At 72.0% G+C, this 26,500-nt stretch carries 19 protein-coding genes and 1 pseudogene; 12 read left to right on the top strand and 8 right to left on the bottom strand.

Annotated features, from left to right (window positions below; all coding sequences use genetic code 11):
• Positions 1 to 229 precede the first annotated feature (229 nt).
• Positions 230 to 1,156, top strand: a complete 927-nt coding sequence (locus tag ADX84_RS15475) for a CDP-alcohol phosphatidyltransferase family protein (protein WP_049574425.1) — start codon at positions 230 to 232, stop codon at positions 1,154 to 1,156.
• 94 nt (positions 1,157 to 1,250) lie between these two features.
• Here the strand turns inward: ADX84_RS15475 and ADX84_RS15470 are convergent, their stop codons facing one another.
• Complete coding sequence (locus ADX84_RS15470; RefSeq protein WP_049574422.1) at positions 1,251 to 2,408, bottom strand: acyltransferase family protein; 1,158 nt, start codon at positions 2,406 to 2,408, stop codon at positions 1,251 to 1,253.
• A gap of 466 nt (positions 2,409 to 2,874) precedes the next feature.
• On the opposite strand from ADX84_RS15470, the gene ADX84_RS15465 reads away from it, so the two are divergent.
• Together ADX84_RS15465 and ADX84_RS15460 are read left to right on the top strand one after the other, a co-directional pair.
• Positions 2,875 to 4,734, top strand: coding sequence for an amidohydrolase (locus tag ADX84_RS15465; protein ID WP_049574419.1), 1,860 nt, complete (start codon positions 2,875 to 2,877; stop codon positions 4,732 to 4,734).
• Positions 4,735 to 4,818: 84 nt separating this feature from the next.
• Positions 4,819 to 5,544 carry a M48 family metallopeptidase gene (locus ADX84_RS15460; protein WP_234003993.1) on the top strand — a complete coding sequence of 242 codons (726 nt, stop codon included), beginning with the start codon at positions 4,819 to 4,821 and terminating at the stop codon, positions 5,542 to 5,544.
• 266 nt (positions 5,545 to 5,810) lie between these two features.
• Here the strand turns inward: ADX84_RS15460 and ADX84_RS15455 are convergent, their stop codons facing one another.
• Entirely contained in the window at positions 5,811 to 7,970 is a 2,160-nt protein-coding gene (locus ADX84_RS15455; protein WP_049574412.1) for an elongation factor G-like protein EF-G2, read from the bottom strand.
• Between the two features lie 180 nt (positions 7,971 to 8,150).
• On the opposite strand from ADX84_RS15455, the gene ADX84_RS25550 reads away from it, so the two are divergent.
• The 3 genes from ADX84_RS25550 to ADX84_RS15440 all read left to right on the top strand — a co-directional run bounded on the left by ADX84_RS25550 (position 8,151) and on the right by ADX84_RS15440 (position 11,700).
• Entirely contained in the window at positions 8,151 to 9,533 is a 1,383-nt protein-coding gene (locus ADX84_RS25550) for a CPBP family intramembrane glutamic endopeptidase (RefSeq protein WP_156208101.1), read from the top strand.
• 17 nt (positions 9,534 to 9,550) lie between these two features.
• The gene (locus ADX84_RS15445) at positions 9,551 to 10,348 is read left to right on the top strand and encodes an alpha/beta hydrolase (RefSeq protein ID WP_049574407.1); all 798 of its coding nucleotides are present in this window, start codon (positions 9,551 to 9,553) and stop codon (positions 10,346 to 10,348) included.
• A 62-nt stretch (positions 10,349 to 10,410) separates the two neighbouring features.
• Positions 10,411 to 11,700 (top strand): MFS transporter, encoded by a 1,290-nt coding sequence (locus tag ADX84_RS15440; protein WP_199776604.1) that lies wholly within the window; start codon positions 10,411 to 10,413, stop codon positions 11,698 to 11,700.
• Here ADX84_RS15440 and ADX84_RS15435 read toward each other — a convergent pair.
• From ADX84_RS15435 to ADX84_RS15425, 3 genes are all read right to left on the bottom strand, one after another.
• The gene (locus tag ADX84_RS15435) at positions 11,687 to 12,658 is read right to left on the bottom strand and encodes a hypothetical protein (protein ID WP_049574405.1); all 972 of its coding nucleotides are present in this window, start codon (positions 12,656 to 12,658) and stop codon (positions 11,687 to 11,689) included. The genes ADX84_RS15440 and ADX84_RS15435 overlap by 14 nt on opposite strands.
• Before the next feature lie 208 nt (positions 12,659 to 12,866).
• Entirely contained in the window at positions 12,867 to 13,418 is a 552-nt protein-coding gene (def, locus tag ADX84_RS15430; protein ID WP_049574401.1) for a peptide deformylase, read from the bottom strand.
• Between the two features lie 43 nt (positions 13,419 to 13,461).
• The gene (locus ADX84_RS15425; protein ID WP_049574397.1) at positions 13,462 to 14,274 is read right to left on the bottom strand and encodes a nucleotidyltransferase domain-containing protein; all 813 of its coding nucleotides are present in this window, start codon (positions 14,272 to 14,274) and stop codon (positions 13,462 to 13,464) included.
• An 806-nt stretch (positions 14,275 to 15,080) separates the two neighbouring features.
• On the opposite strand from ADX84_RS15425, the gene ADX84_RS15420 reads away from it, so the two are divergent.
• Together ADX84_RS15420 and ADX84_RS15415 are read left to right on the top strand one after the other, a co-directional pair.
• Complete coding sequence (locus ADX84_RS15420; protein WP_049574394.1) at positions 15,081 to 15,758, top strand: sirohydrochlorin chelatase; 678 nt, start codon at positions 15,081 to 15,083, stop codon at positions 15,756 to 15,758.
• A 249-nt stretch (positions 15,759 to 16,007) separates the two neighbouring features.
• Positions 16,008 to 16,931 carry an aminoglycoside phosphotransferase family protein gene (locus tag ADX84_RS15415; protein ID WP_049574390.1) on the top strand — a complete coding sequence of 308 codons (924 nt, stop codon included), beginning with the start codon at positions 16,008 to 16,010 and terminating at the stop codon, positions 16,929 to 16,931.
• Between the two features lie 3 nt (positions 16,932 to 16,934).
• Here the strand turns inward: ADX84_RS15415 and ADX84_RS15410 are convergent, their stop codons facing one another.
• Complete coding sequence (locus tag ADX84_RS15410) at positions 16,935 to 17,612, bottom strand: response regulator (protein WP_049574387.1); 678 nt, start codon at positions 17,610 to 17,612, stop codon at positions 16,935 to 16,937.
• Positions 17,596 to 20,128 (bottom strand): annotated as a pseudogene (locus tag ADX84_RS15405) (ATP-binding protein); the annotation flags it as partial. The gene ADX84_RS15410 and the pseudogene ADX84_RS15405, both read right to left, overlap by 17 nt.
• A gap of 151 nt (positions 20,129 to 20,279) precedes the next feature.
• On the opposite strand from ADX84_RS15405, the gene ADX84_RS15400 reads away from it, so the two are divergent.
• Together ADX84_RS15400 and ADX84_RS26055 are read left to right on the top strand one after the other, a co-directional pair.
• Positions 20,280 to 21,248: a hypothetical protein gene (locus ADX84_RS15400; RefSeq protein ID WP_234003989.1), complete on the top strand. Its 969-nt coding sequence runs from the start codon at positions 20,280 to 20,282 to the stop codon at positions 21,246 to 21,248.
• A gap of 592 nt (positions 21,249 to 21,840) precedes the next feature.
• Positions 21,841 to 22,467, top strand: coding sequence for a hypothetical protein (locus tag ADX84_RS26055; RefSeq protein ID WP_156208100.1), 627 nt, complete (start codon positions 21,841 to 21,843; stop codon positions 22,465 to 22,467).
• A 59-nt stretch (positions 22,468 to 22,526) separates the two neighbouring features.
• On the opposite strand, the gene ADX84_RS15390 is transcribed toward ADX84_RS26055, so the two are convergent.
• Complete coding sequence (locus ADX84_RS15390) at positions 22,527 to 24,167, bottom strand: FAD-binding oxidoreductase (RefSeq protein WP_049574377.1); 1,641 nt, start codon at positions 24,165 to 24,167, stop codon at positions 22,527 to 22,529.
• A gap of 17 nt (positions 24,168 to 24,184) precedes the next feature.
• Here ADX84_RS15390 and ADX84_RS15385 point away from each other — a divergent pair, with 17 nt between their 5' ends.
• Together ADX84_RS15385 and ADX84_RS15380 are read left to right on the top strand one after the other, a co-directional pair.
• Positions 24,185 to 24,781 carry a TetR/AcrR family transcriptional regulator gene (locus tag ADX84_RS15385; protein ID WP_049574374.1) on the top strand — a complete coding sequence of 199 codons (597 nt, stop codon included), beginning with the start codon at positions 24,185 to 24,187 and terminating at the stop codon, positions 24,779 to 24,781.
• Between the two features lie 52 nt (positions 24,782 to 24,833).
• Positions 24,834 to 26,369 carry a glycerol-3-phosphate dehydrogenase/oxidase gene (locus tag ADX84_RS15380; RefSeq protein WP_049574370.1) on the top strand — a complete coding sequence of 512 codons (1,536 nt, stop codon included), beginning with the start codon at positions 24,834 to 24,836 and terminating at the stop codon, positions 26,367 to 26,369.
• The last annotated feature ends 131 nt before the right edge of the window (positions 26,370 to 26,500 follow it).

The following is a 26,500-nucleotide window of genomic DNA, read 5'->3' as shown; positions in this document are numbered from 1 at the left end:
AGACCGAAGGGGGTGGACCACTCCGCCCGGCTGCGCGCGGGCGGCACCCTGTTGATCCCCCTCTTACCTGTCAAGTATGCCGTCACCGATTAGGTTGGGGGTACCCCCGTCTGGCATGATGACTCGATTCCCGCCCCAACCCGGTCCTCGCCCCTGCCCTCGAACGGTGCCGATTCCGCCGCGCCGTAGGCGTTCACGGGTTTAACAGGGCCCTCCAGGAGAACCCCGCATGTCGCGTTTCACTCTCGCGCAAGTCAAGGAAGAGACCTACAAGGCGAAGGACGCCTGGTGGACGGTCTTCCTGGTCGATCCGCTCGCGGGTCGCATGGTGGTGTGGACGGCGAACCGGACCAACATCACACCGAACCAGCTCACTCTGGGCGCGGGCGTGCTGGGCCTGCTGTCCGCGATCTGTTTCGCCGCGCCGATCTGGGCCGGTCCCCTGGGCTGGGCCTGGCTGCTCGTCGGCGCCCTGCTGTTCCACCTGAGCTTCGTCCTGGACTGCATGGACGGCAAGATCGCCCGCCTGAAGGGCACCGGGTCGGTCTTCGGGAGCTGGGTCGACTTCGTCTTCGACCGCATCCGCTTCTTCGGCTGCGTGATGGCCCTGCTGATCGGCCAGTGGCTGGTCACGGGGCAGGCCGCCTACCTGATCGTCGCGCCGGTGGTGGTCTTCTTCGACCTGCTGCGCTACCTCAACGGTTCGCAGGTCGCCAAGACCCGCAAGACCATGAAGCAGGCGCTCGCCGTGGCGGCGGGGGACACCGACCGGCTGCGTGACGAGGCCACCAGCCCCGACGTGTCCGACCCCGAGGACGACGAGGTGGCGGAGACCCCGGCCAACGCGGACGCCCCCGCTCCGCGCGGCCTCTACCCCCGGGTGCGCAACGCGCTGCTGAGGCACCGGGTGCGTCCGCACCTGTTCAGCGGCATCGAGTTCGAGATGTTCGTGTGCGTGGTGGCGCCCGTGACCGTTCTGGTCGCGTTCTTCACCCCGCTGAACAGCCTGATCATCCCGGTGGCGGTCTTCTCCTGCCTGGCGCTGGGCTTTTTCGAGGTGGTCCTGGTGGCCCGCCTGTGGAAGGAGTCCCGCCGCTTCGAGGTGCGCCGCCGTGAGCTGGCCGCCGTGACCCCGGCGAGCGCGGGCGGCAGCTGAGCCCGACCCGGGGCCGGTGCCCGAACGAGGGAGGGGGCGCTTCCGCGAGATGCGGAAGGCGCCCCCTCTTCCCGTCTGTGGACGTGCGGTCCGCCTAGACGGAGGCACGCTCCCTCTCGGCCGTCCGCTTCCTCGCGTCGGCCTCCTTCCTGGCCAGGCCCTTGTCGTCCTGGCGCAGGAACCAGGTGGGCTGTGGTTCGACCGCCCACCGCATGCACGCGCGCACCCACGGGGTGCACAGCAGGAGGGTGAGCCCCAGGCCCAGCGACAGGGTGGTGGCCAGGGCCACGGGGCCGGACATCAGGTCGTACCAGGGGGTGTTCTTCAGCAGGATCAGGAACACGGAGTGGCCCAGGTACACGTAGAGCGTGTAGGCGCCCAGCGACGTGTACCAGGTCTCCCTCTTGGGGGTGAGCGCCAGGACCGCGATGGTCATGACCAGGGCGATGGCCATGAAGGCCAGCCGGAGACCGATGCTCGGCATCAGCGGGTCGATGTCGCGGTCGGTGAGGCTCTCCTTCCAGAAGAGCCAGTCCCTGCTCAGGCGGTCCGAGACCGGCACGGCCAGGACGGCCGTGACGCCCAGTACCAGCACGGAGCCGATCCGCACCCAGAGCCGGTCCAGGTGGGCGAAGTGCTCGCGGCGCAGGCTCAGCCCCAGCACGAAGAACGGCAGGAAGCTGAGCACCCGGCCGATCGAGAGGGTGCTTCCCAGGTCCGCCGTGGTGGCGAACAGGGAGATGACCACGGCGATCGCCACGGGCCAGCGCAGCCGCTGCCAGACCGGAACGGTGAGGCGCCACAGGAACAGGGCGACCAGGAACCACAGGGTCCAGGTCGGCTTGAGCACGGACAGGGTGTCCGGGAGCCCACCGCGCTCGACCGTGTAGATCGCCTGGTGAATGGTCCAGAAGACGAGGTAGGGGACGGCCAGCGTCAGGACCAGCTTCTCCACCCGCATCGACGAGGAGTCGAAGGAACGGGAGAGATAGCCGCTGATCATGATGAACGCGGGCATGTGGAAGAAGTAGATCCAGTAGTAGAGGGCACTGGCGGGCCCGTAGTCGGAGAGCGGCTCGATCGCGTGGCCGACGACGACCAGGGCGATGAGGACGAACTTGGCGTTGTCGAGTCGGGCGTCACGGCCCGGCGGTCGCGCTGCCGCAGGGGCCTTGGCCCCCGGGGCCGGGGCGGCGGCGCCGTCTCCGTTCTCCGCGGACTGGGGTGCCGGACTGGTCGTGGATGAGGCCACTAGGGACTCCGAGATCACTGATTTCTGGGGCTTGGTATGTCGGTCCCGCGACCCTCCGTGCGGGATTGGGGTCGACCTTCGGTCAGGGGCAGTGGTCCGATGGCGTGGTGCCGCGTGGCGCGCGAGGGGGGCACCGGTGAACACGTTGCGCGAACACAGTTCCGTTACCTTACTGAGACATACTGCGGTATGCCAGTAGTTCGCACAAATCAGGTAAAAGTTCCCAGAGGCGCGCCGGGGCCCGAGGAACCGGGACCCACGTGGGCGCGCGCACCCGCGGAAACGGGTGTGGGATGGCTTACCGTGTGCAGACCCTAACCCATGGGCACCACAGAGGGGCACCAAGGCACACCGCGGCACGAACGTGTCGGTGTGAACCGGCGACGGACACGCCGATAGGCTGCCCCCAGGCGGCAGAACCCCCAGTCAAACTGTCACTGCCCGCCAGTCGAGAACGAAGAAGGCGGTGGAAACCGTGCCGCACGCGGTGGACCCCAACCGTGCAGCCCAGCACGGAAGCGTGGTCATGCGACTCCTCGACGAGCTCTTCCCTCTCGTCGAGGGGGTCTACGTCGACCTGCACAAGAACCCGGAGCTCTCCCACTCCGAACAGCGCACCGCCAGCGTCGTCGCGGAATGGCTGAACCGAACCGGCTACGAGGTCCACCGGGGCGTCGGCGGCACCGGCGTGGTCGGCATCCTCCGCAACGGCCCCGGCCCCACGGTGATGCTGCGCGCGGACATGGACGCCCTCCCCCTGGAGGAGAAGACCGGTCTGCCCTACGCCAGCACGGCCAGGGCCGAGGGTCCCGACGGCGCCGAGGTGCCCGTCATGCACGCCTGTGGCCACGACGCACACACCGCCTGCCTGATCGGCGTCGCCGACCTGCTCTCGGAGACCCGCGAGGAGTGGGCCGGGACCATCATGATCGTGGCGCAGCCCGGTGAGGAGAGCCTCGACGGCGCCCAGGGGATGATCGACGACGGCCTCTACGACCGCTTCGGCCGCCCCGACGTCATCCTCGGCCAGCACCTGGGCTCGCAGCCCGCCGGGCTCATCTCCCACCGGGCCGGGATCATCCTCGGCGCGGCCAGCGCCTACCGGGTGCGGATCTTCGGTGAGGGCGGACACGCCTCCCAGCCGCACACCACCGTGGACCCGGTCCTCATCGCCGCCAACATCGTCACCCGCCTCCAGGGCGTGGTCTCCCGAGAGATCAGCCCCAGCGAGATGGCGGTGCTCACCGTCGGCAGGATCCAGGCGGGCACCAAGGCCAACATCATCCCTGACGAGGCCTACCTGGAGATCAGCACCCGGGCGCTCAACGAGAACGTCTCGGACCAGCTGGAGCAGGCCATCGAGCGCATCGTGCGCGCCGAGGCGGCCGCCTCGGGCGCCAGCCGCGAGCCCGAGGTCGAGCGCTTCCAGAGCAGCGGGGTCACCCACAACGACCCGGCCAGCACCGCCGACGTCGCAGCGGCCCACCACGCCTACTTCGGCGGAGACTACGTCATCCACCTGCCGGACCCCTCCCCGGCCACCGAGGACTTCTGCCGCTTCGGACTGCCCGAGGACCCGCAGCCCATCCCGTACGTGTTCTGGTTCGTCGGCGCCACGCCGCACGACGTGTGGGACAGGGCCCCCGGTGACACGCCCTACGAGAAGATGGGCAACGTCCCGAGCAACCACTCGCCGTTCTTCTCGCCCGACCGCGAACCGACTCTGCGGGCCGGGCTCGCCGCGCTCACCATCGCCGCGCTGTCCTACGTGGGCAGCGACAACCCCAACCCCGCCGCCCTGGCGCCGGCGCCCTCCGCGGCCCCCGTGGGTTCGGCCTTCCCGGGCCCGGCGCCCACCGACACGGCGGACCCGCGCGGCAACACCGACACCGGCGGCTACTCGGCGCGGACCGCGACCCCCTCGGAGGGGCCCGGGAACTCCTTCTCCGACCCCCTCACCGGCCCGCGCCCGGCCGAGCCGAGCTTCTCGGACGAGGCCAACGACGCCTACGACAGCGCCTTCCTGGCCGCCTCCTCCGCCTGGGCGGAGGAACCCGGCAAGTCCACCCACGACACCGACATGCAGTCGGTGATGGGCCGTCAGGACCAGGAGATCCGCGACGAGTGGCACAGCGAGAAGGCCGAGGAGTCGACCCTGTCCACCGACATGGCCGCGATCATGGACGAGGACGAGGCCCCCGCGCCGCCGCCCGGCCCGCCCGCCGGACCGGCCTTCGGGGGACCGCCGCCGAGGGGCAGCGCCCACTCCGCGCCACCGCCCCCCGGCCCGGACGACGACCTGCCCGACGCCCAGTACCGGCTCTGACCGCACGTGGGGGCCAGCCTCTGGCGATGGGGTGACCCCCGCGTCCGCCGCTCCCTGCGCCACCACCGGGAGACACCCCTCCTGGTGGGATGCGTCGCCGTCACGGTCCTCGCCGTCGTGGGGGCGGTCAGCCGGGCGCTGTCCGGCGACCCCAACGAACCCCTGCTGCTCCTGAGCATCCCCCTGCTGGTGTTCTTCGTGCGCGGTCAGCTCTACGCCCGACAGAGAGTCAACGGCGTACGCATCACCGAGGCGCAGTTCCCGGAGGCGTACCGGATGGTCGCCGACGCCGCCCGCTCCTTCGGGATGAGCCAGGTGCCGGAGGCCTACATCGTGCTGGGCAACGGCGTCATCAACGCGTTCGCCTCCGGGCACGGTTTCCGCCGCTACGTGGCCGTCCACAGCGACCTGTTCGAGGTCGGGCACCGCCTCGGAGACCCCGACGCGCTGCGGTTCGTGATCGGCCACGAGGTGGGCCACATCGCTGCCGGGCACACCTCGTTCTGGCGCCAGTTCGCGGTCTCCATCGCCCAGGTGATCCCGGGGGTGGGCAGCACCCTGGGCCGAGCGCAGGAGTACACCGCCGACAACCACGCCTACGAGTTCTGCCCGGAGGGCGTACCGGGCATCCGCGTCCTGGCCGCGGGCAAGTACCTGTACCCGGCCGTGGACTTCGACGACATCGCCGCGCGCGCCCACACGGACACCGGCTTCTTCGTGATGCTGGTCAACCTCCTGTCCAGCCACCCGGTGAACACGTTCCGCTTCGCCGCGTTGGCCGACCGGTCCACGCCGGGGCGGGTGTTGTAGCTGTGTTCTTCCTGGGTTTTCCGCTTCGTGTTCGGCGCCTTTGCAGAGGACCTTCGGCGTCTTCGGTGCGATGGCTCGTTCCTCGCGATCTCCGGCGCCGAACCAAGCACCCCCTTGCGGCCGGGGCGTACGGGCTGGGCTCACGCCTGTGGCTGAGGTGCCGAGTTGGCCCTCTGCGTGTGGCTGGGACGTCCTGTTACGGAATCCCCGGTGGCTGGGGTGGGCTGGCTCGCCTTTCCGGTTGAGGTGCCCGGTTCGCGTCGCGCCTACTGGTGTCCCAGACGGTGGCTCAGTTGGGCGGGCAGCGGCTCGTGGCGCAGGTAGTCGCGGGTGAACAGCCCGGTGCCGTGCGAGACCGAACGCAGCTCCACCGCGTAACGAACGATCTCCTGCTCGGGCACCTCCGCCCGGACCACCACCCGGCCGCCGGGTGCGGCCTCGGTCCCCACCACGCGACCGCGCCTGGCGGACAGGTCGCTCAGGACGGCGCCCAGATGGGTGTCGTCGACCTCCACCGTCACCGCGTCCACCGGTTCCAGGACCGCCAGCTTCGATGACGCGGCGGCGTCCCTCAGCGCGAGCCTCCCGGCCTTCTGGAAGGCCGCGTCGGAGGAGTCCACCGAGTGCGCCTTGCCGTCGTAGAGCGTCACGCGCAGGTCCACCAACGGGTGCCCGTCGCCCACGCCCTCGGCCATCTGCGCGCGGACGCCCTTCTCCACCGAGGGCACGTACTGACGGGGGACCACGCCGCCCACGATCCGGTCCACGAACTCCAGCCCCGCGCCGGGCTCCAGCGGTTCCACCCTGATCCGACAAACCCCGAACTCGCCGTGCCCGCCGCTCTGCTTGACGTTGCGGCCCGTTCCCTGGACGGGGACGGTGAAGGTCTCCCGTAGTGGGATCAGGACGTCCTCGGTCTCCACGCGGACGCCGTAGCGGTGTTCGAGCCGGTCCAGGGAGGCGTCCAGATGGGCCTCGCCCAGGCACCACAGGACCAGCTGGTGGGTCTCCGGGTTCACCCGCACCCGGAGCGAGGGATCCTCGGCCAGGAGGCGGGCCAGCGACTGGGACAGCTTGTCCTCGTCGGAGGCGGAGGCCGAGTGGATCGCCACCGGCATGGTGGGTTCGGGGAAGTGCCAGGGCGACACCCGGAGCGGCATCTCGGGCGAGGAGACCGTGTCTCCGGTCCGGGCCTCGGGCAGCTTCGACACCAGGCACAGGTCACCGGCGATCACCTCGCCCACCGTCCGCGCCCTCGCGCCGAGCGGGACCGAGAGCGACCCCAGCCGCTCGTCGTCCCCGGAGCGGTCCAGCTCCACCGGGTCGTGCGGTCCGGTGTGTACGCCGTGGCCGTGCAGGTGCGCCTCGGTGTCGGGCCGCAGTGTCCCGGAGAACACCCGGACGAGGCTGACCCGGCCCACGTAGGGGTCGCTGGTGGTGCTCAGTACCTCGGCCACCAGCGGACCGTCGGGGTCACACGACAACCCCTCCACCGGTCGGCCGTCCGGCCGGGCGACCGACGGGAACGGGCGCCGGGTCGGTTCGGGGCAGGAGAGCGGGAGTTCGCGCAGGAGCTCCCGTACGCCCACGCCGTGGGTCGGGCTGAGAGCCAGCACGGGGTGGAAACCGCCCGCCGCCACCGCCTCCTTGAGGTCCGCGATGAGCAGGTCCGGGTCGAGTTCCCCGCCCTCCATGTAGCGCTCCATGAGCGCCTCGTCCTCGCTCTCGGTGATGACCTCCTCGATGAGGGTCTCCCGAAGCGGGCCCGCCTGTGCACGCAGCCAGTCGGGGGTCGCGCCCGGGACGGGCGCGGAGCCCGGACCGCCTCTCTCCGAGTAGTCGTGGTAGCGCTTCGAGACCAGCCCCCAGAGCCCCACCAGGGTGCGCTGATCCCCGGAACCCCGCATGGCGGGCACGTACGCCGGGTGCACGCCGGGGCCGAACGCCTCCTGGCAGCGCGCCACCACCGCGTCGAAGTCGGCGCGCGGATGGTCGATCTTGGTGACCGCCACCGCGCGCGGCATGCCCACGGCGGCGCACTCCTCCCACAGCATGCGGGTGCGCCCGTCGACGCCGTCCATGGCCGAGATCACGAACAGGGCGGCGTCGGCGCCGCGCAGCCCGGCGCGCATCGCGCCGACGAAGTCGGCGTAACCGGGGGTGTCCAGCAGGTTGACCTTGACGTCGCCCACCATGACCGGGTTGACGGTCAGGTGCACCGACCTCCTCTGGCGGACCTCGACCTCGTCGTGGTCGCTGACGGTAGTGCCCTCCTCCACGTTGCCGGGGCGCCTGATCTCCCCGGCGGCGAGGAGCAGCGCCTCGACCAGACTCGTCTTGCCCGCGCCGGCGGGTCCCACCAGCGCGACGTTGCGGATGTCCTGGGGCCTGTCGGCCCCGGGTACGGCTTCGGCTCGATCAACCATCCTCGTCTACCCAGCCCTTCCGGGTCCGGGCGGTGGTCGAACAGGACCACCGCTTGAGTGACCTGCGACACCCTCCACCGTCGCTCTTCACGGCTCCGACCACAAGGGGTACGCCGGTCGACTTCCGTCATGGGCGCTTGTGTGGCTCTATGACCCGGGTCGTTCTTCTAGGCTGTGCCCGTGCCATGGTCGGAGAGTCTCCCTCAATTCAGTCTCGCCGGGACCCTTCTGACGGTCCTGCTGCTGTTCTTCGCGGCGTTCGGCGAACCCCTGCTCGGACGGCGCGCGTTCGCGTGGCTGTCACGCCGTGAGAACGGCGACGAGCGCGCCCTCGGGCTGCTGTACGCGGTGACGATGGCGATCCACGTGCTGTGGGGCCTGCTGGTCCTCGTGGTGCTGCTGCTGTCGCCCAACCTGAACCTGGTGGACCTGGGTCTGCGTACCCCGGACGCCTTCGGGCCCATCGTGGGCGCCGCGATCGGCGGCACCATCGCGCTGGCCGCCTTCTGGGTGCTGGTCAACGGCCTGCCCACCCGGGACCGCCTGCCGATCCCGTCCCGGCGCTCCCGGCGCGGAGCCGAGGCCGAGGGCGGGCGCCGGGGCCGCAAGGCGCACCGGGGACGCCGGAGCGCCCCCAAGCCCATGACCCTGCCGCAACCGGGCCACAGGCAGTACCTGCTGCTGCCGCGCACCGGTCGCGAGAGGGCGCTGGCCGCCGGGATGGCGGTCACCGGCGGCGTGTTCGGTGAACTCCTCTACCGGGGCCTGTTCATCACCCTGGTCGCCAGCATGGACGTCCCGCTGTGGATCGCGGCGGTGCTGTCCGTCGTGCTCTTCTCGCTGGCCCACGCCTACCAGGGCTGGTGGGGACTGCTCAGCGCGGGCTTCTCCGGCACCCTGTTCACCGTGCTGTACCTGGGCACCGGCAGCCTGGTCGTCCCGGTGGTGGTGCACGTCGCGCTGAACCTGCGCTCGGTGGTCTTCCCCCCGGCCTCGGAGCGGGAGGCCGCCGAGGAGGCCCTGCGCCTCGACGACTACTACGACGACGAGTACGAGGACGCCGACGACTACGCGGACGACGAGTACGGCCGCACGGGCGAGTTCGAGGCGGTCGACCAGGAGGCGGAGCCGGTGGGCCGGGAGCCCGCCGACGCCCAGGCGCCGCCGCGCGGCCTCCCGCCCCAGGGACCTCCGGACCAGGGGCCGCCGGTGACCGGTGGGCAGCACGCGGGTACACCCCCCTACGGTTCGGTGCCGCCGCACGCGAACCCCCACCCGTACCCGCCGCAGCCGCCGCGCCCGCAGGGACCGCCTCCCGGGTACGGTCAGGGGCACCCGCAGGGGCCGCAGCCCCAGGGGCCGCCCCCCATGGGGCACCCGCAGGGGCCACCGCCGGGCTACCCTCCCGGCCCGGGTCAGCCCCAGCAGAGGCCGTTCCCGCCGGGACCGTCACACCAGGCACCGCCACATCAGCCACCGCCGCCCCAGGGGTTCACGGGCCACCCCCCGGGCCACGGGGCCGGGGGCGACACACCGGGGCCGCACTCCCCGTACCGGGACTGATCGTGCACGATGGAGTGGTGTCCGACGCCATTGACCACTCCATCGCCCAGCCCCAGGAGAACCGTTTCTGGTTGACCACCTCGGACGGGGTGGGCATCGACGCCGTGCTGCTGCGCGCCGCCGCGCCCCGAACGACCGTGGTGGTCCTGGCCAACGGCTTCACCGGGACCTACCGGAGCCCCCACACACGCGCCGTCGCCGAGGGCCTGCTGTCCGTCGGCGACGTGATGACCTTCGACTTCCGTGGCCACCACGGGTCCGGCGGACGCAGCACCGTGGGCAACGCGGAGATCCACGACCTCGAAGCGGTCGTGGGCCGTCTGCGCGCCCTCGGCTACACCCGCATCGCCACCCTGGGTTTCTCCATGGGCGCAGCCGTCGCCATCCGGCACGCCGCCATCTTCGGTGGGGTCAGCGCCGTGGTGTCCGTGAGCGCCCCCAGCCGCTGGTACTACCGGGGGTCCCGCTCCATGCGCCTGCTCACCTTCGGGGTGGGCCGCAGCTTCGGCCGCGCCTTCCTGCGGCGCTTCCGCAAGGTCCGCGTCACCGACCAGCGCTGGAACCCCACTCCTGCCGAACCGCGGGAGGTCGCCGGGGAGGTCGCGCCGGTCCCGCTCCTGGTCGTGCACGGCGACACCGACAGCTACTTCCCCGTCTCGCACGCCACCGCCATCCACGACGCGGCGCACGAGCCCAAGGACCTCTGGATCATCCCGGGGATGGGCCACGCGGAACGGGCGGTCACCCCCCAGCTCGTGGACCGCCTGCGCGTCTGGCTGGGGGAGCGGCTGCCCCAGCCGCAACAGCCGGGCTAGGGGACCGGAGGGGTGGGACGAGCCGTGTCGACAGTGCGCCACGGCTCGGTTAGAAAGGACGGATGATCCGATCTGGTTCCCCCTCGGCCGCGAGCGGTGCCCCCGCCCCCAACGGCGACGACCTTCCCGGGCTCCGGGGGCGGGGCTTCGGCCTCCTGATCATGGCCACCGCCGTCAGCCTGTGCGGGTTCGCCGCCGTCCTCCCCCTCGTGCCGCTCTGGGCCAGCCGGGGCGGCGCGGGCGAGTTCGGCGCGGGCGGCACCACCGCTGCCTTCATGCTCACGACCGTCCTCACCCAGCTGGCCATGCCGTGGCTCCTGGACCACGCGGGCGGGTACCGGTGGGCCTTCCCGGTGGGCTCCCTCATCATGGGCCTGCCCATGCCGCTGTTCGCCCTCACCACGGACCTCGGCCCGCTGGTGGCGATCTCGGCGGTGCGGGGCGTCGGCTTCGGGATGGTGACCGTGGCCGGAACGGCTCTGGCCGCCCGGCTGGTGGTCAGGGAACAGGTCGGCAGGGCCACCGGTTTCTACGGCCTGGCTGTCGGCCTGCCGCAGATCGTGATCCTGCCCGGAGGGGTGGCGCTGGCGCTCAGCCTCGGGTTCGACACCGCCTTCTGGCTCACCGGGATCTGCGGCGTGGTTGCGGCGGTGCTCGCCTCCGGCATCTGGTTCGCCGACGGTGGCCGCAACCGGGCGGCGCTGCGCGGAGCGGGACACGACGAAGTCGGCACGGACGAGGCCCCGGCCTCCCCGCGCGGACTGACGCTGATCGTGGCCCTCGCGGCGCCGCTGGTGATCATGCTGGCGGTGTCCTCGGCCGCCAGCGGCGTGGTCACCTTCCTGGCGATCCCGCTCGAACGCGCGGCCTGGCTGGTCGGCTCGCTGCTGGCCGCCTACGCGCTCGGCGTCGTCGCGGGGAGGTGGACCGCCGGTGTCCTGTACGACCGCCACCGGCGCACCGTGCTGCTGATGCCGGGAACGCTGGCGGCGGCTGCGGGCGCGGGCCTGCTCACCGCCGGGCTGTGGGCCAACGGGGACGGGACGCCCGGCCTGGGCGTTTCCCTGCTGGTGCTTGGCGGCTCGGCGCTGTTCGGCCTCGGGTTCGGCGCCGTCCAGAACGAGACCGTCACGGTGATGCTGGGCCGCGCGGGGCCGACCGGCTACGGCCGCGCCAGCGCGGCCTGGAACATCGGGTTCGACGCGGGCACCGGGGTCGGGGCGGTCGGCCTCGGCCTGCTCATCCAGCTCACGGGGTACGGCCCCGCGTTCGCGGTGGTCGCCGTGGCCCTGGTCGCGGTCCTGCCGCTCGCACGGGCCCGGGCGCCGCGCCGCAGGATCAGTACGAGCTGATGTGCACGTGGTCGTAGTGGTTCTGGGTCAGGTCGCCCCGGTCGTTCATCCAGGTCCACTGGCGTGACGTCGACTGCCAGATCTGCTGTTCCCAGATGATGTACTTGATGCCCAGACGGTCGGCGTTGGCGATGCCGTAGTCCGAGATCTGCTGGCCGAGGGCCTTGTTCTCGGCTGAGGGCGGGGCGCCGTTCGCGCTCATCATGAAGTCGCAGGCGGTACCGGTGCCGTGGTCGTCGTTGCTCGGGCGCCAGCAGCCCACCGGGTAGGGCGCGCCGAACTGCATGATGACCTCGTCGCGGATGGCCGCCATGCGGGGCGTGGTCTGGTCCCAGCCGCCGCCGCGCGCGCTGTCGGGGATCGACCCGTTGCCCGGGTTCTCCGGCGCCTCGGGGACCTGCTCGGCCTCGTACTCCTCGATGCGCTTGGTGACCTCCTCGCGCTGCTCCTCCAGCTCGTCGATCAGCTCTGAGGCCTCCGACATCTCGTCCTGGAGCTGGCCGGTGAGCTCGGCCTGCTCGTCGCGGAGCGAGATGAGCTCGGCGATCTGCTCGGCCTGGCTCTGGCCCAGGTAGTCGACGGTCGCGGCGTCCGCGAACATGTCCTCGGGCTGGCTGGAGAACACGATCTGCAGGGTCGGGTCGAAACCGTCGCCCTTGTACTGGGCGGCGGCGATCGCCGACACCCCGCCGCGGGACTTCTCCAAGCGCTCGTCGAGCTCCTCCAGGTCCGCCTCGGCGGTCTCCACCCGGTCCTTGATCTCGGTGTACTGGAGCAGCTCGCCGTCGTAGGTCTCCTCCAGCTCCTCGGCCCGCTGGTTCAGCTCGTCGATGTCGACGTCGTCGTCCGGGTCGGCGTGGGCCGCACCGGGCAGGCCGACGAGGACGAGTGCGGTCATGGCGGCGACTGACGCCGTGAACCGGCCGCGACGAGAGGCGTTACGAGGAGTGGATGTCATTTCTGCTCCGTGGATGATCCGAGAGCATCCGCTGCGCCGGGGGGACGGCTACGCCGTCACGGGAGGGGAGTTGCTCAGCGGACCATACGAGGTCTCGGTGATACGTGCACAGTGAGTTGACTCGCGTTGCTGTGGGGGTTGAGCGGGGGTCTGTCCAGAAGATACCCGGAGCGGGTGACCACCCCGAACGTCCGGTACCGGGTGGGTGTCAGCCGCCGAACGCGCTGGGCAGACGGACGGAGGTCGAGGGTGCGGGCTTCTCCGAGGGCAGGAACCAGTCAGAGCGGCGGATGTCGCGCAGGGCCCGCTTGCGGGTCTCGGCGTCCAGCCGGTCGATGTAGAGCATGCCGTCCAGGTGGTCGGTCTCGTGCTGGAGGCACTGCGCCATCAGACCGGTTCCCTCGACGGTGACCTGCTCGTTGCGCAGGTCGACGCCCCGGACCACGGCCCGCTGGGCGCGGCGGCTCTGGTACCAGAGGCGGGGGATCGACAGGCAGCCCTCGTCGCAGTCCTGGAGCTCCTCGGAGAGCTCGACGATCTCGGGGTTGATCACGTATCCGGTGCGGCCCTCGACGTCGTAGCTGAACACGCGGGAGCCGACCCCGATCTGGGTGGCGGCCACCCCCGCGCGCCCGGGGGCGTCGACGGTGTCGAGGAGGTCTCGGACCAGCTTCTCCGTGCGCTGGTCGAAGGTGGTCACGGGTGTGGTCCGGGTCACGAGGACGGGGTCGCCGAAGCGGACGATGGGGCGCATGGTCATGCCCCCAGATTAGTTGCCCGGTTCGGTGGGCCGACCGGCGAGGTCAGGTGGCCAGACCCGGACGCAGGGACTCGTCCAGGACCATCTCGATGTAGTCGAGGGCGGCACGGCGGCGGGCCAGGGCGTTCTCGTACAGGGAGGGAGCCTGGGCGCCGCGCCGGACGCGCAGGCACTCGTTGACGATGCGCTGCCAGCGTTCGGGGAAGGCGTGCAGGGCGTACAGGCCCGCGCCGGACTTGGAGGTGATCTCGCCGGTCCTGAGGGTGAAGTGCAGGCGGCTGACGCTCAGCACGCTCCAGGAGGGGGCCAGCGACCCGAGGACGGCCAGGCCGCGCGGGGTGACCAGGCGTCCGGCCTTCTCCCGCCAGCGGCTCCAGTGCTCGTCGAGGGAGCCGAGGGACCAGGTGCGCAGGCTCTCGGGCTCGTCCCACACGTCGAGTTCGGAGGGGTGCGGGCCGCGTACGGTGACCCCCCGGTCGGCGAGGACGTGCCAGGTCACCGGATTGACGTCGACGGCGGCGCGGTCACGGAAGCGGCCGTTCGTGACGGAGGGGACCGGACCGCAGGCCGAGGGGTCGCGGTTGAGCTCGTCCCAGGTGACGTGGATGCCGTTGAACTGGGGGCGGGGGACCTCGCCGCGCGTGCGCGCGTGCGCGCGGCGCAGGGCGTCCAGGTCCTCCGGCTCGGCGCGGCGGCCGGTCACGATGACGAAGTCGACGTCGCTGGTGTGTGGGCGGAAGTCGCCGAGTGCGACCGAACCGGTCAGGTAGAGGCCCTGGACCAGGCCAGGGGCCTCCTGGTCGGCGTTGGCGAGGAAAGCCTGGGTCAGCGTCTGCACCCGAGGGTGGACGGCCATGCTCAACTCCAGTCTGGGACGGTTCGGTGGTCTTCGGTGGTGTTGTCCGTGTGGCGGGGTGGGCGGCCCCGTCGCGCTGTGGGGAGTCCCCTCCGACTCGTGCCGGGTGGGACAGCGGGACGTTGGTGGGACCCGAGGTCCCTGCCCATTTGGTTCCCAGTGTGCTGCCGGTGCGGGGGTATCGCAAGTGATCACGCCGGACTCGCACCCTGTCTCCCCACGTCAGGTGGTGTGTGGTTCTGCCGTAGAGGGGGAGTGCGCACCCTTGACAACAGGTGTCCCGGTGTGGCAGCGCAGGGCGTCGCGGGCGCGTCTCCGTCAGGCCGGGCCCCCATCCTCCGCGTGTTCGGGAACGTGCGCATTCCGTGGCACGTGCATACGGCCCGTGCATTCGCCACGGTCGCTTATTCGCAGGGGATTTCTCTGGAGAGGTCGGGAGAATTCTTCGGGGGGCGTGTCCCGGAGGTAGCAAAGAATCGGGACCCGGTACCCACGGGCGTGGCGCGGCCTTCACTTGTCAGGATATTCGCGTGTTCCACGAGGTCATCGGTGTCACCGCGAAAATCCCCGAGATTCACGGGAGTTCCCCCGTCTTCGGTCAGAGACGCACGCCACTCCCAGTGGAAGTGGACACGCCGACGTTCGTGGTGGATTGTTATGATTCACCAAGACTTCCCCAGGTGATAACCACCACAGCCATTGTCTGCTGTTTTCCTCCGCGTAACACTGGGGTGCTTTCCAGAAATCCCACGTGCCTACGCTCGGTGGACCATGGCAGACGCCTCAGCGATCCCAAGGAGCCGATCATGGTCCCCACGATGGTTCTCGTAGCCGACGACTCCCGAGACGCCCACCGACGCGAGGCCCTGTGCGGGTTGGCCGAGGCGGTGGCCGCACGCGGCGAGGCGCCCGTATCAGCGGCCTTCGGCAGCCCCGACGAGGTCAGGGCGGCGGTCCACGCCGTCCGTGGCCCCAAGGTGGTGGTGCCCGCCTTCGTCGCCGGGGGCGACGTCGCCAGCGCCCACCTGCTCACCCGTCTGGACCTCGGCCGCATGGAGGACTCCTGCCACACCCCGCCCCTGGGAGCGGTCCCGTCCATCGTCGCCGACCTCGCCGCACGGCTCGCGGACTCCGGTCGCAGGCCCGACGACGGCGTGGTCCTGGCGGCCGACGGCACGACCGGAACCGAGGAACGTCAGGTGGTCATGGACGTGGCCCGGATGCTGAGCCGACGCCTGTCCTCCCCGGTCCAGGTCGGGTACCTGCGCACCTGGGCTCCCTCCGTCATCGACGCCGTCGAACGGCTGCGCCGCGACGGCCGCGACCAGGTCGCGGTGGCGGCCTGGAGGCTGGTCGACGGACCCGACTTCGACCTCCTCCGCCGCCTGGACACCACCGCGATCACCGCGCCGCTGTGGCCCTCCGAACTGGTCGTGGACACGCTCCTCGCCCAGCACCGGGCGGCCAAGAGGCGCCTGGCCTGACCTGCCGGGGCCGGTGCCCCTTTCGACGGCACCGCCACGAACAGCCACGACGCCGTTACCACCGCCGCGAGGATGGGTATGTGCCTCACGGGCGGGAACTCCCCGCACCCGCGACGCGGTCCCCGCCGTCGCCTCGACGCCCTCGCGGCGCGGCGACGGCGCGGCCACGGCCCCGAGGTACCCGAACGTCAACCCGGTGCGCGGTCCCTCCACGGCGGGCATCGGCGTGAGCGAACCGAAGGTGGATGTATGAACGACGGCACAGCGCAGTTCGTCGACGCCCAGCAGCGTCGCCGTCTGGAGAGGCGCTTCGGGGGACACGTCACCGAGTGGCTGGCGGAACTGCCCGCGATCGTCGAGAAGCTGGCCTCCGAGTGGCGGCTGACCGTCGAGGGCCCCGCCCCGCACGGGCGCACCTCCGTCGTCCTCTACGTGCGCAGAGCGGACGGTGGCGAGGGGGTCCTCAAGCTCTCCCCGGACAGCTGGCTCTCCGTATCCGAGGCCGACCTCCTCCGCATGTGGGCGCCCTCCCGGCGCGTGCCCGACGTGTGGGGTGTGGACCCCGACAGAGGCGCCTTCCTGATGGAACGGGTCGAGGGCGACACCGTGGCGGCCAGCGGTGTGGTCCCGTCCATGGAGACCATCGGCGGCCTCATCGCCGAACTCCACTCGGTTGAGGTCAGCCAGGCCGAACGCATGGAACTGCGCCCGCTCAGCGCCCGGGTGCAGTTCGTGTTCGAGATGTGGGGCCGCGAGCGGGAGGAGGGCGCCGCGGCGGACACCGTCCCGGCCGCCGCGATGCACCGCGGCGCGGCCAAGGCCCGCGACCTGGCCCACGGTGACGTCGACGTCGTCCCGCTCCACGGCGACCTCCACCCCGGCAACGTCATCGACGGCGGCGCACGCGGACTGGTGGTCCTCGACCCCCGCGCCTGCCTGGGCGACGGCGCCGCCGACGCGGTCGACTGGGCGGTGTGGAGGGCCGCAGACGTCGCCGAGGTGGAACGCCGCGTGGACGTGCTCTCCCGGACGATGTCCGTGGACCCCGACCGGATGATGGAGTGGGTGCGCGCCTTCGCCCCGTGCTTCGCGGTGGCCAAGGCCAACCGAGGGCAGACCGACTCGGTGGAGTTCGACCTGATGATGGACCTGTGCGGAGCGGTCACCCAGTGATGCTCAGCCCTCCCTCTCGAAGCGGTAGCCGCGCCCGGCCTCGGTGATGAGGTGGCGCGGGTGTGAGGGGTCGGGTTCGAGCTTGCGGCGCAGCTGGGCCAGGTAGACCCGCAGGTAGTTGGTCTCGTTCTGGTAGTTGGGCCCCCACACGTCGTGCAGGAGCTGGCGCTGGCTGACCAGCTGACCGGCGTTGCGGGCCAGCAGCTCCAGGATGTGCCACTCCGTGGGGGTGAGGCGCACCTCCTCGCCGCCCCGGGTCACGCGCTTGGCGCCCAGGTCCACGTCGAAGGAGTCGGTGTGCACCACCGGGGCCTCCTCCGCCTGGACCGCGCGGCGCTCGGCGGCCCGCATCCGGGCCAGCAGTTCGTCCATCCCGAACGGCTTGGTCACGTAGTCGTCCGCGCCCAGGTCCAGACAGCGCACCTTCTCCCCGGCGGAGTGCCGGGCCGAGAGCACGATGATCGGCACCTGCGACCACCCGCGCAGCCGCTGGATCACCTCCACCCCCTCCATGTCCGGCAGCCCGAGGTCCAGGAGCACCACGTGGGGGTGGCGCTCCGAGGCCAGGCGCAGCGCGCTCTCGCCGTCCGGGGCGGTGTCCACGTCGTAGCCGCGCGCCCTCAGGTTGATCCGCATCGCCCGGATGATCTGCACGTCGTCGTCGACGACCAGGACCCGCATGCCGCTCCTCATTTGTCTGCCTCGTCCACCGCACGCAGGGTGAACACCATGGTCAGCCCGCCACCCGGGGTGTCCTCGGGGGCCAGGGTGCCGTGCATCGCCTCAACGAAACCACGCGCCACCGCCAGGCCGAGCCCCACACCGGTTCCCTGGGGTGCGTCGCCCAATCGCTGGAAGGCCTCGAACATCCGCTGTTTGGCCTCGTCGGAGACGCCCGGCCCGCGGTCCACCACCCGCAGCTGGACGCTGTCGCCGTGCGCGCTGGCCGCGATCAGCACAGGGGTGCGCGGATCGGGGTTGTAGCGCACCGCGTTGGTGACCACGTTGGCCACGGCCCGGTCCAGCAGCCCCGCGTCCACGCGCACCCGGGGCAGACCGTCCGGGACGTCCACCACCACCGCGTCGCCCGGTACCCCCAGCAGCGTCGCCGGGAGCACCTCCTCCAACGCCACCGCCCGCAGTTGCGGCCGCACGCTGTCGGTCTGCACCCGGCTCATGTCCAACAGGTTCCCGATGAGCCGGTCCAGCCGGTCCGCCGACTCCTCGACGGTCTCCAGCAGTTCCGCGCGGTCCTCCTCCGAGAGCTGGATGTCCGTGGCGCGCAGGCTGGACACGCTCGCCTTGATGGAGGTGAGCGGTGTGCGCAGGTCGTGCGAGACCGCGGCCAGCAGCGCCGTGCGGATGCGGTTGCCCGCGACCTGGCCGCGCGCCTCGGCGGCGTCCCAGGCCAGCCGCTGGTGCTCCAGGGCGATCCCCACGTGCGTGGCGAAGGCCTCCATCACCCCGCGGTCGGCGGCGGGCAGCACCCGTCCGCGCAACGCCAGGGCCACGGAGTCGGAGACCGACACCAGGGCGTCCGCCTCGTCGGGGGCCTCGCACGCCGGTGCGCCCACACTGTGCACGGGGTACCAGCGGCCGTCGTCCAGGCGTTCCAACAGGGTCGCCGAGCGCTGCCCGAAGGTCTCCCTGATCCGCCGCAGCAGCGCCTGGAGCGGTTCGTTCCCGGACAGCACGCTCGCCGCCAGCAGGGCGACCGCGTCCGCCTCGGCGCGGGCTCGCAGGGCCTGCGACGACCGCCGGGCGGCCATCTCCACCATGGTGGCCACCAACCCGCCCACCAGGATGAACGCCGTCATCGACAGGAAGTTGTCCAGGGACACCGATGGTCGGCCGTGCAGGGGTGAGAGCAGCACAGTGAGCAGGACGGCGCTCCACAGCGCGGAGGCAAGAGCCGGGCGCAGACCGCCCACGGCCGCCGTGGCCACGGTGATCAGCAACAGGAACAGCGGGTCCGCGGCCGGACCGACCTCGGAGAACACCGGCAGCGCCAGCACCAGCGTGACGAACGGCGGCGCCATCAGGGACAGCGTCCACCCCCACAGCCGCCGGTGCTCGTTCAGGCCGCGCCCCGGAGGGGGCAGCGGCCAGCGCCCCCGGCCCACCTCCTCGTGCGTGACGATGTGCACGTCGATGTCGCCGGACTCCCGGGCCACCACCGTGCCCACGCCGGGGCCGAAGACGTACTGCCAGGGCCGCCTGCGCGAGGAACCGAGGACGATCTGCGTGGCGTGGGCGCCGCGCGCGAACTCCAGCAGCGCCGAGGGCACGTCGGCGCCGACCACCTGGTGGTAGGTGCCGCCCAGCTCCGCCAGCAGGTGCCGCTGCCGCAGCAGCTCCCCGGTGGGGCGTTCACCGATCCCGCTCGGCGGCACCACGTGTACCGCCAGCAGATGGCTCGGCTGGGGGCGCCCGCCGCGCGAGCGGGCCGCCACCCGGGCGGCGCGGCGGATGAGGGTCTCGCCCTCGGGCCCGCCGGTCAGGGCCACCACGACCCGTTCACGGGCCTCCCAGGTGTCGCGGATCTCGTGCTCGCCCAGGTAGTGGCTGAGCCCCTCCTCGACCCGGTCGGCGGTCCAGAGCAGGGCGAGTTCGCGCAGGGCCGCGAGGTTCCCCTCGCGGTAGTAGTCGGCCAGCGCGGCGTCCACCCGCTCGGCGGGGTGCAGGTCGCCGTGGGCCATCCGGCGGCGCAGCTCCTGCGGGGTGGCGTCGACGAGCTCGATCTCGGCCGCGGCGCGCACCACCCGGTCCGGGACGGTGTACTCGGGCCGGACCCCGGTGATCTGGTGGACGACGTCGTACAGCGAGTCCAGGTGGTGGACGCCCACGGTGGACAGGACGTCGATCCCGGCGGACAGGAGTTCCTCCACGTCCTGCCAGCGGGTGGGGTTGGGGGACCCGGGTCCGTTGGGCCGGGCGAGGTCGTCCACCAGGACCAGCCGGGGCGCGCGGGTGATCACCGAGGCGGTGTCCACCGAACCGGTGGGCAGCGGAGGGACGGTCTCCAGGCCCTCCAGCAGAGCCGAGGTCTTGGCGCGGCGGTGGGTGTGGACCGCGCCGACCACGACGTCGGTCCCGCGTTCGGCCCGGCGTCTGGCCTCGGCCAGCGCGTGGTGTGTGCTCCCGACCCCGGGGGCCGAGCCCAGGTGGATACGGAGTGTTCCTTTCACGTGTCCCATTGTGGGTGCGCGAGGACGCGGACGCCCTCGTCGGGGTGTGATCCCGACGACGGAAGGTGACCGGAAGAGGACGCGGGGAGATTCTTCACGTCCGGTGTCCGGTAGAACTTGAAGGGCCCGATTTCTACAGATCAGACCACGAGGTAGCCCCATGGGACAGCCCCCGCCCCCGAACGGCCCGCAGGGCCCCTACCCCGGCCAGCAGCCTCCTCAGGGCCCGCCGCCCGGGTACGGCCAGCAGCCGCCGCAGGGGCCGCCGCCCGGGTACGGCCAGCCGCCGCAGGGTCCTCCTGGCCAGTTCCCCCCGCAGGGCCCGCCGCCCGGATACGGGCAGCAGCCGCCCCAGGGGCCGCCCGCAGGTTTCGGTCAGCAACCTCCGCAGGGTCCTCCCGGCCACTTTCCCCCGTACGGCGCCCCCGGGCAGTACCCGCCCGGCCACGGCCCGCAGGGTGCTCCCAAGAAGAAGACCGGTCTGATCGTCGGGGCGGCGGTCGGCGCCGTGGTGCTCGTCGCGGCCCTCGGCGGGGTCCTGATCGCGGTCAACTCCAGCTCGGTGTACACGTCCATGCCCAACAACTGCGCCGACGCCTTCGACAGCGACGTCCTGAGCCCCGTCTTCGAGGGGTCCGTCCCCTCGCTGTCCGGTGAGTTCGACCCGGAGTCCAACGGCATCGGCGAGTCGTACGGCACGCTGTCGTGCTCGGGCGAGGCGAACGGCGTCAGCGTCGAGGTCTACGCGGAGCTGTTCGACCCCGAGGACCAGGTGGCGCTCCAGGAGGTGGACGAGGTCTTCACCGAGGAGGAGGTGACCGAGGACTTCCTGGACGAGCCCGCCGAACCCGGCGAGATCTCGGACATGGACCCCGGGTACGGCACGACGGGGCAGGTTCTGTGGAACTACACGTCGGTCGGGGACCAGGGCGTCGCGGTGGCCACCACCGCCGAGGGCGGTGGCGACACCTACGGCTTCGCCATGGGCGCGTTCGTCACGGACAACATCGCGGGCGGGATCGTGGTCAGCGACACCGAGAACGCTCGTGAGGTGCAGGAACTGTTCAACTCCGTCGAGTCGGTCAGCGGTGACCTCGCCCGCCAGTTCAAGCGGTCGGCCGAGAAGTAGGCGGTCGGCTCCGACCCCGCACGGGACGGATGCGGGGTCGGAGCGCGCCGTTCCGGAATGGCCGGGAGCGGACAGACGGCGCCCGTGACCGGGTGCGCGGGGTCGGTGCCGGGTAGAAGTGAGGGGGTTACGCATCCCCCTTCCGAAGACACCTGTCTTCCAGTGACACGGATCACGAGGCACCTCCATGGGACAGCCCCCGCCCCCACACGGTCCACACGGAGCACCGGGCTCCCACGGCTCGCCCGACCCCTTCCCCGGGACGCCCTGGCAGCAGTCGTTCCCCGGGCAGCCGGGGCAGCAGCCGTTCCCGGGGCGGCCCGGTCCGCATCCCTTCCCGGGCCAGCCGGGGCGGCATCCTTTCCCGGGGCAGCCGGGGCAGGCGTGGCAGCCTCCGTTCCCGGGCCAGCCTGGTCAGCAGCCGTTCCCGGGTCAGCCCGGTCAGGGTCCCTTCCCGGGGCAGCCGGGCCCACCCGGTCCACCGCCGTCGGGGCCCCGGCCCACCGGCCCAGGCCATCCCCGACCGGGCGGGGGACCCCGTCGCAGGTGGGGGCCGATCCTGGGCGGGATCGGGACGGTCGCCCTGCTCCTGGTGTCCACGGGGGTGGTGGTGGCGTCCCTCTCCGGAGGCGACGGACCCTACGCCTCCCTGCCGGGGTGCGGGACCGTGCTGCCTCGCGAGATCACCGACGAGATCCCCGGCGTCCGGAGCCCGAGGGCGACCGGGCAGTACCGGGACTTCCAGGGCAGGCGGGAAGACACCGGGGGAGGGGACCCCGAGGTGCTCGGCCTCCTGTCCTGCCAGGTGAGCGACCGCGACGACCGCGAACCACTGTGGCTCACCGTCTGGTTGTTCGAACCCCACCCGCAGGACGCGCAAGCCGCCCGCGAACTCAACGAGTTCGTCGTCGAGCTGGTGCAGGAACGTCGCCTGAACTGGGAGGACGGCGGCACCTTCGACGAGGAACTGGGCCGGGACGTGCTCGACTGGCGCGAGACCAGGGTCGGTGACGCGGGGACCGTCGCGATCCTGGAGGACTCGGGCAGTGCCGACCGGGCCGCCCTGGCCAACTTCGACTTCGTCACTGCCAACCTTCGTGTCTGGGGCGGCCACAACCTCTACGGCCACTACGACGAGGCGGAGACCCTCGACTACGTGGAGCGGCTCTCCGAGCAGCTGTACCGGCAGGTCTCCCGGGAGGCGGAACCGGCCATCTGAGCGCCCGGACCGGCGCGGACCCCCGACGGGTCCGCGCCCCTTCTCCCTCCGCCGAGCGCTCAGGCCTCCGGGATGAGCTTGCCCGGGTTGAGCACGCCCTCCGGGTCCAGCGCCGACTTCACCGCGCGCAGCACCTCGCCGCCCAGCGGGCCGAGTTCCGCCTCCATCCACGGACGGTGGTCGGTGCCCACGGCGTGGTGGTGCGTGATGGTGCCGCCGTTGGCCACGATCGCGTCCGAGGCCGCCCGCTTGGCACGGTCCCAGCGCGCGGCGGGGTCCGTGCCGGCCCCCGTGGCCACGGTGAAGTACAGGGAGGCGCCGGTGGCGTAAGTGTGCGAGACGTGGCACTGCACCACGGCCCCGCTCTCCTCGTCGTCGAGGGCGCCGGTCAGCGCCTCCGTCACGGCCGTGTACAGGGGCAGCAGGTCACTCCAGGACGCGGCGGTCTCCAGGGTCTCGGCGAGGACCCCCGCCGACAGCAGGGTGTCGCGCAGGTACGGCGCGTGGAAGCGGGTCTCGCGCCAGTGCGCCACCGGGTCCGGGCCGAGCGGGGTGCCGCCCGCAGCCTCCATGACCCGTCGGACCACGGCCGAGCGAGCCCCGACCTCGGTCCCGGTTCCCTCGAACCCCAGCACCGCCTGGCAGCCGGGCACGGCCTCACGCCCGCCGAGGGCGGCGTTCACGAAGGTCTCGGTCTCGTCGGACAGACGGGCCATGGTCGGCCGGGTGTCCGACTGAGCCAGGGTGCGCAGTGCCTCCACCCCGGTGGTGTAGTCGGGGAAGGACCAGGCCTCGTCCAGGACCCGTTCGGGCCTCGGGCGCACGCGCACGGCCACCTCCGTGATGACGCCCAGCGTGCCCTCCGAGCCCACCAGCAGACGGCGCAGGTCGGGCCCGGCGGCGGAGGCCGGGGGACCGCCCGCGTCCAGGGTGCCGCGCGGGGTGGCCACCCGCAGGCCCACCACCATGTCCTCGAACCGGCCGTAGCCCGCGGAGGCCTGGCCGCTGGAGCGGGTGGCCGCGTATCCGCCGATGGTCGCGTACTCGTAGCTCTGCGGCACGTGCCCGAGGGTGAGCCCGTGCCCGGCCAGCATGGCCTCGGCGTGCGGGGTGCGCACCCCCGCGCCGAGGACGGCGGTCAGGGACGTCGAGTCCAGGGAGACGAGGCGGTTCAGACGGCGCAGGTCCAGGGTGACCACCGCGCGGAAGCCGCCGTCGACGGGGGAGACACCGCCCACCACGCTGGTGCCGCCGCCGAAGGGCACCACCGCGACGCGCTCGGACGAGCAGAGCGCCAGGACCCGCTCCACCTCGTCGTGGTCGGCGGGATAGAGAACGGCGTCGGGGGCGGGGGCCCGCCCGGCGCGGCGGGCGAGCAGGTCCGGGGTGCTCTTGCCGCCCGAGTGGACCAGGCGGGCGGCGTCGTCCACGATGACGTGCTCGGCCCCGAGGACCTCGGTGAACCTCGCGGTCAGCGGACCGTCCAGACGGGAGGCGGGCAGTTCCACGTCCTCCGGGGCCACCGGGGGCATGTCCCTGGTCCTGGCGCGCAACACCTGGGAGACCAGTTCACGCAGCCCGGGTTCGAGCTCCTTCGCCTTGGCGGGGTCGCCCCAGGCGTACCAGCTCATGTCCGGAGCGGTGCCGACGGTGTCGGCGAGGCTGACGGGGGCGTGTTCAGTGCGCGTATCGTGGGTCATGCTCTACAGTTTTACACATGGCGTCAAAACGTAACGTAGAGGACGACATCCTCGACGCGGCCCGCGCCTGCGTCGAGGCCTTCGGCGTCCGCCGCACCACCCTGACCGACGTGGCCCGGCGCGCGGGCGTCAGCCGCCCCACCGTCTACCGGCGCTGGCCCGACGTGACCGCCCTGGTCGCGGACCTGCTCACCCGCGAGCTCCGGCGCATCCTCGTCGCCGAGGAGGTGGGCACCGGCGGGACCAACAGATCGGACGGCACGGAGAGCATCCGCACGCAACTGGTCCGGCACGCCGCCAGGGTCGCCCGCGCGATGCTCGCCCACCCGCTGGTCACCCGCATCGTGGACACCGAACCCGAACTCCTGGCCACCTACACCTTCCACCGGCTGGGCAGCAGCCACCTGGCCGCGCTCGAACTCCTCGAACCGGCCGTCGCCGAGGGGCAGGCCGACGGCTCTGTGCGCGGGGGAGACCCCGCCGTCCTCGCTCACCTGTTCATGGTCACCGTGCAGAACACCGTGACCTCCCACCGCCTCCTCGCCGAGGTCCTCGACCACGACGGCCTGGTCGACGAACTGTCCACGATGCTGGACGGCTACCTGAGGCCCTGACCCACTGTTCCCGGCCCCTGCTCCGGCCCACCTCATCGGAAAGGACGCCCCGATGCGTCAGCAGCAGACCCGGTCCGCATCCCTGAACGCCGCCCGGCGCGCCGCCGACCTCGCCGAACTGGAGGCACGTCCCGAGGTGGACGTCCTGGTGGTCGGCGGGGGAGTCACCGGCGCGGGGGTGGCCCTGGACGCCGCCTCGCGCGGCCTGTCCACGGTGCTCGTCGAACGCGAGGACCTGGCGTTCGGCACCAGCCGCTGGAGCTCCAAACTGGTCCACGGCGGGCTGCGCTACCTCGCCAAGGGGCAGTTCGGCATCGCCTATGAGAGCGCCCGCGAACGCGACGTCCTCATGCGCGTCACCGCGCCCCACCTGGTCCGACCCATGCCCATGGTGGTGCCCGTCTTCCGAGACTCCGGCCTGGCCCGCTCCCTGTTCGTCCGCGCGGGTATGGGTCTGGGCGACCTCCTGCGCGTGCTCTCCGGGACCCCGTCCTCGGTGCTGCGCGCCCCCCGCCTCCTCAACGCCCGCCAGACCACCCGCCTCCTGCCCGGGGTGCGGACCGAGGGGCTGCTCGGCGGCATCCTGTCCTTCGACGGCCAGCTGGTCGACGACGCCCGCCTGGTCGTGGGCATCGCCCGAACCGCCGCCCGCGAGGGTGCCCGGATCATCACCCGCTGCTCCGCCGAGAGCGTGAGCGCGGACGGGGTGGTCCTGCGTGACGAGCTCACCGACCGGATCATCCCGGTCCGGGCGCGCGGGGTGGTGAACGCGACCGGTGTGCACGCCGACGCCCTCGACCCCGGTATCCGGCTCAGCCCCAGCAGGGGAACCCACCTGGTCCTGGACGGGTTGAGCCTCGGCCACCCGACGGCCGCGCTCACCGTCCCGCTGGAGGGGAGTGTGAGCCGGTTCGTGTTCGCGCTGCCCCAGCCCGACGGCCGGGTCTTCGCCGGGCTCACCGACGAGCCCGTGGACGGCCCCGCCGCCCGGGTCCCCGAGGTCCCCGAGGAGGACGTGGACTTCCTGCTCACCCAGTTCAACCGGGCCCTGAGGGCCAAGTTGACCAGGGCGGACGTCATCGGTTCCTTCGCGGGGCTGCGGCCGCTGCTCCAGGGCGACGACACCAGCGCCAACCTCTCCCGTGAGCACTCGGTCTCGGTCGCGCCCAACGGGACGGTGACGGTGGTCGGCGGCAAGCTCACCACCTACCGCGCGATGGCGGAGGAGACCGTGGACGCGCTCGTCGCGGCGCACCGTCTCCCCGCGAGCGCCTGCCGCACCCGCGCGATCCCGCTCGTGGGCGCCGCGTCCCACGAGGAGCTCGACGCGTTGGACGCCCCGCGCCACCTGGTGGCCCGGTACGGGACCGAGGCGCTCGACGTGGTCGCCGAGGCCGGAGGGGATCCGGCGGCGCTGACGCCCGTCGCCCGTGGCATCACCTCCGCCGAGCTGCGCTTCGGCGTGCGGCACGAGGGAGCTCTGAACGTCGGGGACCTGCTGGAACGCCGCAGCAGGCTGGCCCTGGTCGACACCGACCGGGAGCGCGCGGAGGGCGCGGCCAAGGCGGCGCTGGCCCTGGCGGAGTGAGAAAAGGGAACGGATGCGGTGAATTCGGGAACTCACCACACCGGGATCCCCTGTTCCGCGACGATGTGATCGCGTAAGGTCATACCGGTTCGAGCCCTCCCCCTCCCCCCTCGGACGCTCCCGGTCGGTGT

This window comes from Nocardiopsis sp. SBT366 (assembly GCF_001083815.1).
Taxonomy (GTDB): domain Bacteria; phylum Actinomycetota; class Actinomycetes; order Streptosporangiales; family Streptosporangiaceae; genus Nocardiopsis; species Nocardiopsis prasina.
This window is presented reverse-complemented; position numbering and strand designations above follow the sequence as displayed.

What these genes read in the sequence shown, in the direction of transcription:
- ADX84_RS15475 (WP_049574425.1), top strand. Translation starts at nt 230, where the DNA reads ATGTCGCGTTTCACTCTCGCGCAAGTCAAGGAAGAGACCTACAAGGCG.
- ADX84_RS15455 (WP_049574412.1), bottom strand. Translation starts at nt 7,970, where the DNA reads ATGGTTGATCGAGCCGAAGCCGTACCCGGGGCCGACAGGCCCCAGGAC.
- ADX84_RS15440 (WP_199776604.1), top strand. Translation starts at nt 10,411, where the DNA reads ATGATCCGATCTGGTTCCCCCTCGGCCGCGAGCGGTGCCCCCGCCCCC.
- ADX84_RS15435 (WP_049574405.1), bottom strand. Translation starts at nt 12,658, where the DNA reads ATGACATCCACTCCTCGTAACGCCTCTCGTCGCGGCCGGTTCACGGCG.
- def (WP_049574401.1), bottom strand. Translation starts at nt 13,418, where the DNA reads ATGACCATGCGCCCCATCGTCCGCTTCGGCGACCCCGTCCTCGTGACC.
- ADX84_RS15425 (WP_049574397.1), bottom strand. Translation starts at nt 14,274, where the DNA reads ATGGCCGTCCACCCTCGGGTGCAGACGCTGACCCAGGCTTTCCTCGCC.
- ADX84_RS15420 (WP_049574394.1), top strand. Translation starts at nt 15,081, where the DNA reads ATGGTCCCCACGATGGTTCTCGTAGCCGACGACTCCCGAGACGCCCAC.
- ADX84_RS15415 (WP_049574390.1), top strand. Translation starts at nt 16,008, where the DNA reads ATGAACGACGGCACAGCGCAGTTCGTCGACGCCCAGCAGCGTCGCCGT.
- ADX84_RS15410 (WP_049574387.1), bottom strand. Translation starts at nt 17,612, where the DNA reads ATGCGGGTCCTGGTCGTCGACGACGACGTGCAGATCATCCGGGCGATG.
- ADX84_RS15400 (WP_234003989.1), top strand. Translation starts at nt 20,280, where the DNA reads ATGGGACAGCCCCCGCCCCCGAACGGCCCGCAGGGCCCCTACCCCGGC.
- ADX84_RS15390 (WP_049574377.1), bottom strand. Translation starts at nt 24,167, where the DNA reads ATGACCCACGATACGCGCACTGAACACGCCCCCGTCAGCCTCGCCGAC.
- ADX84_RS15385 (WP_049574374.1), top strand. Translation starts at nt 24,185, where the DNA reads ATGGCGTCAAAACGTAACGTAGAGGACGACATCCTCGACGCGGCCCGC.
- ADX84_RS15380 (WP_049574370.1), top strand. Translation starts at nt 24,834, where the DNA reads ATGCGTCAGCAGCAGACCCGGTCCGCATCCCTGAACGCCGCCCGGCGC.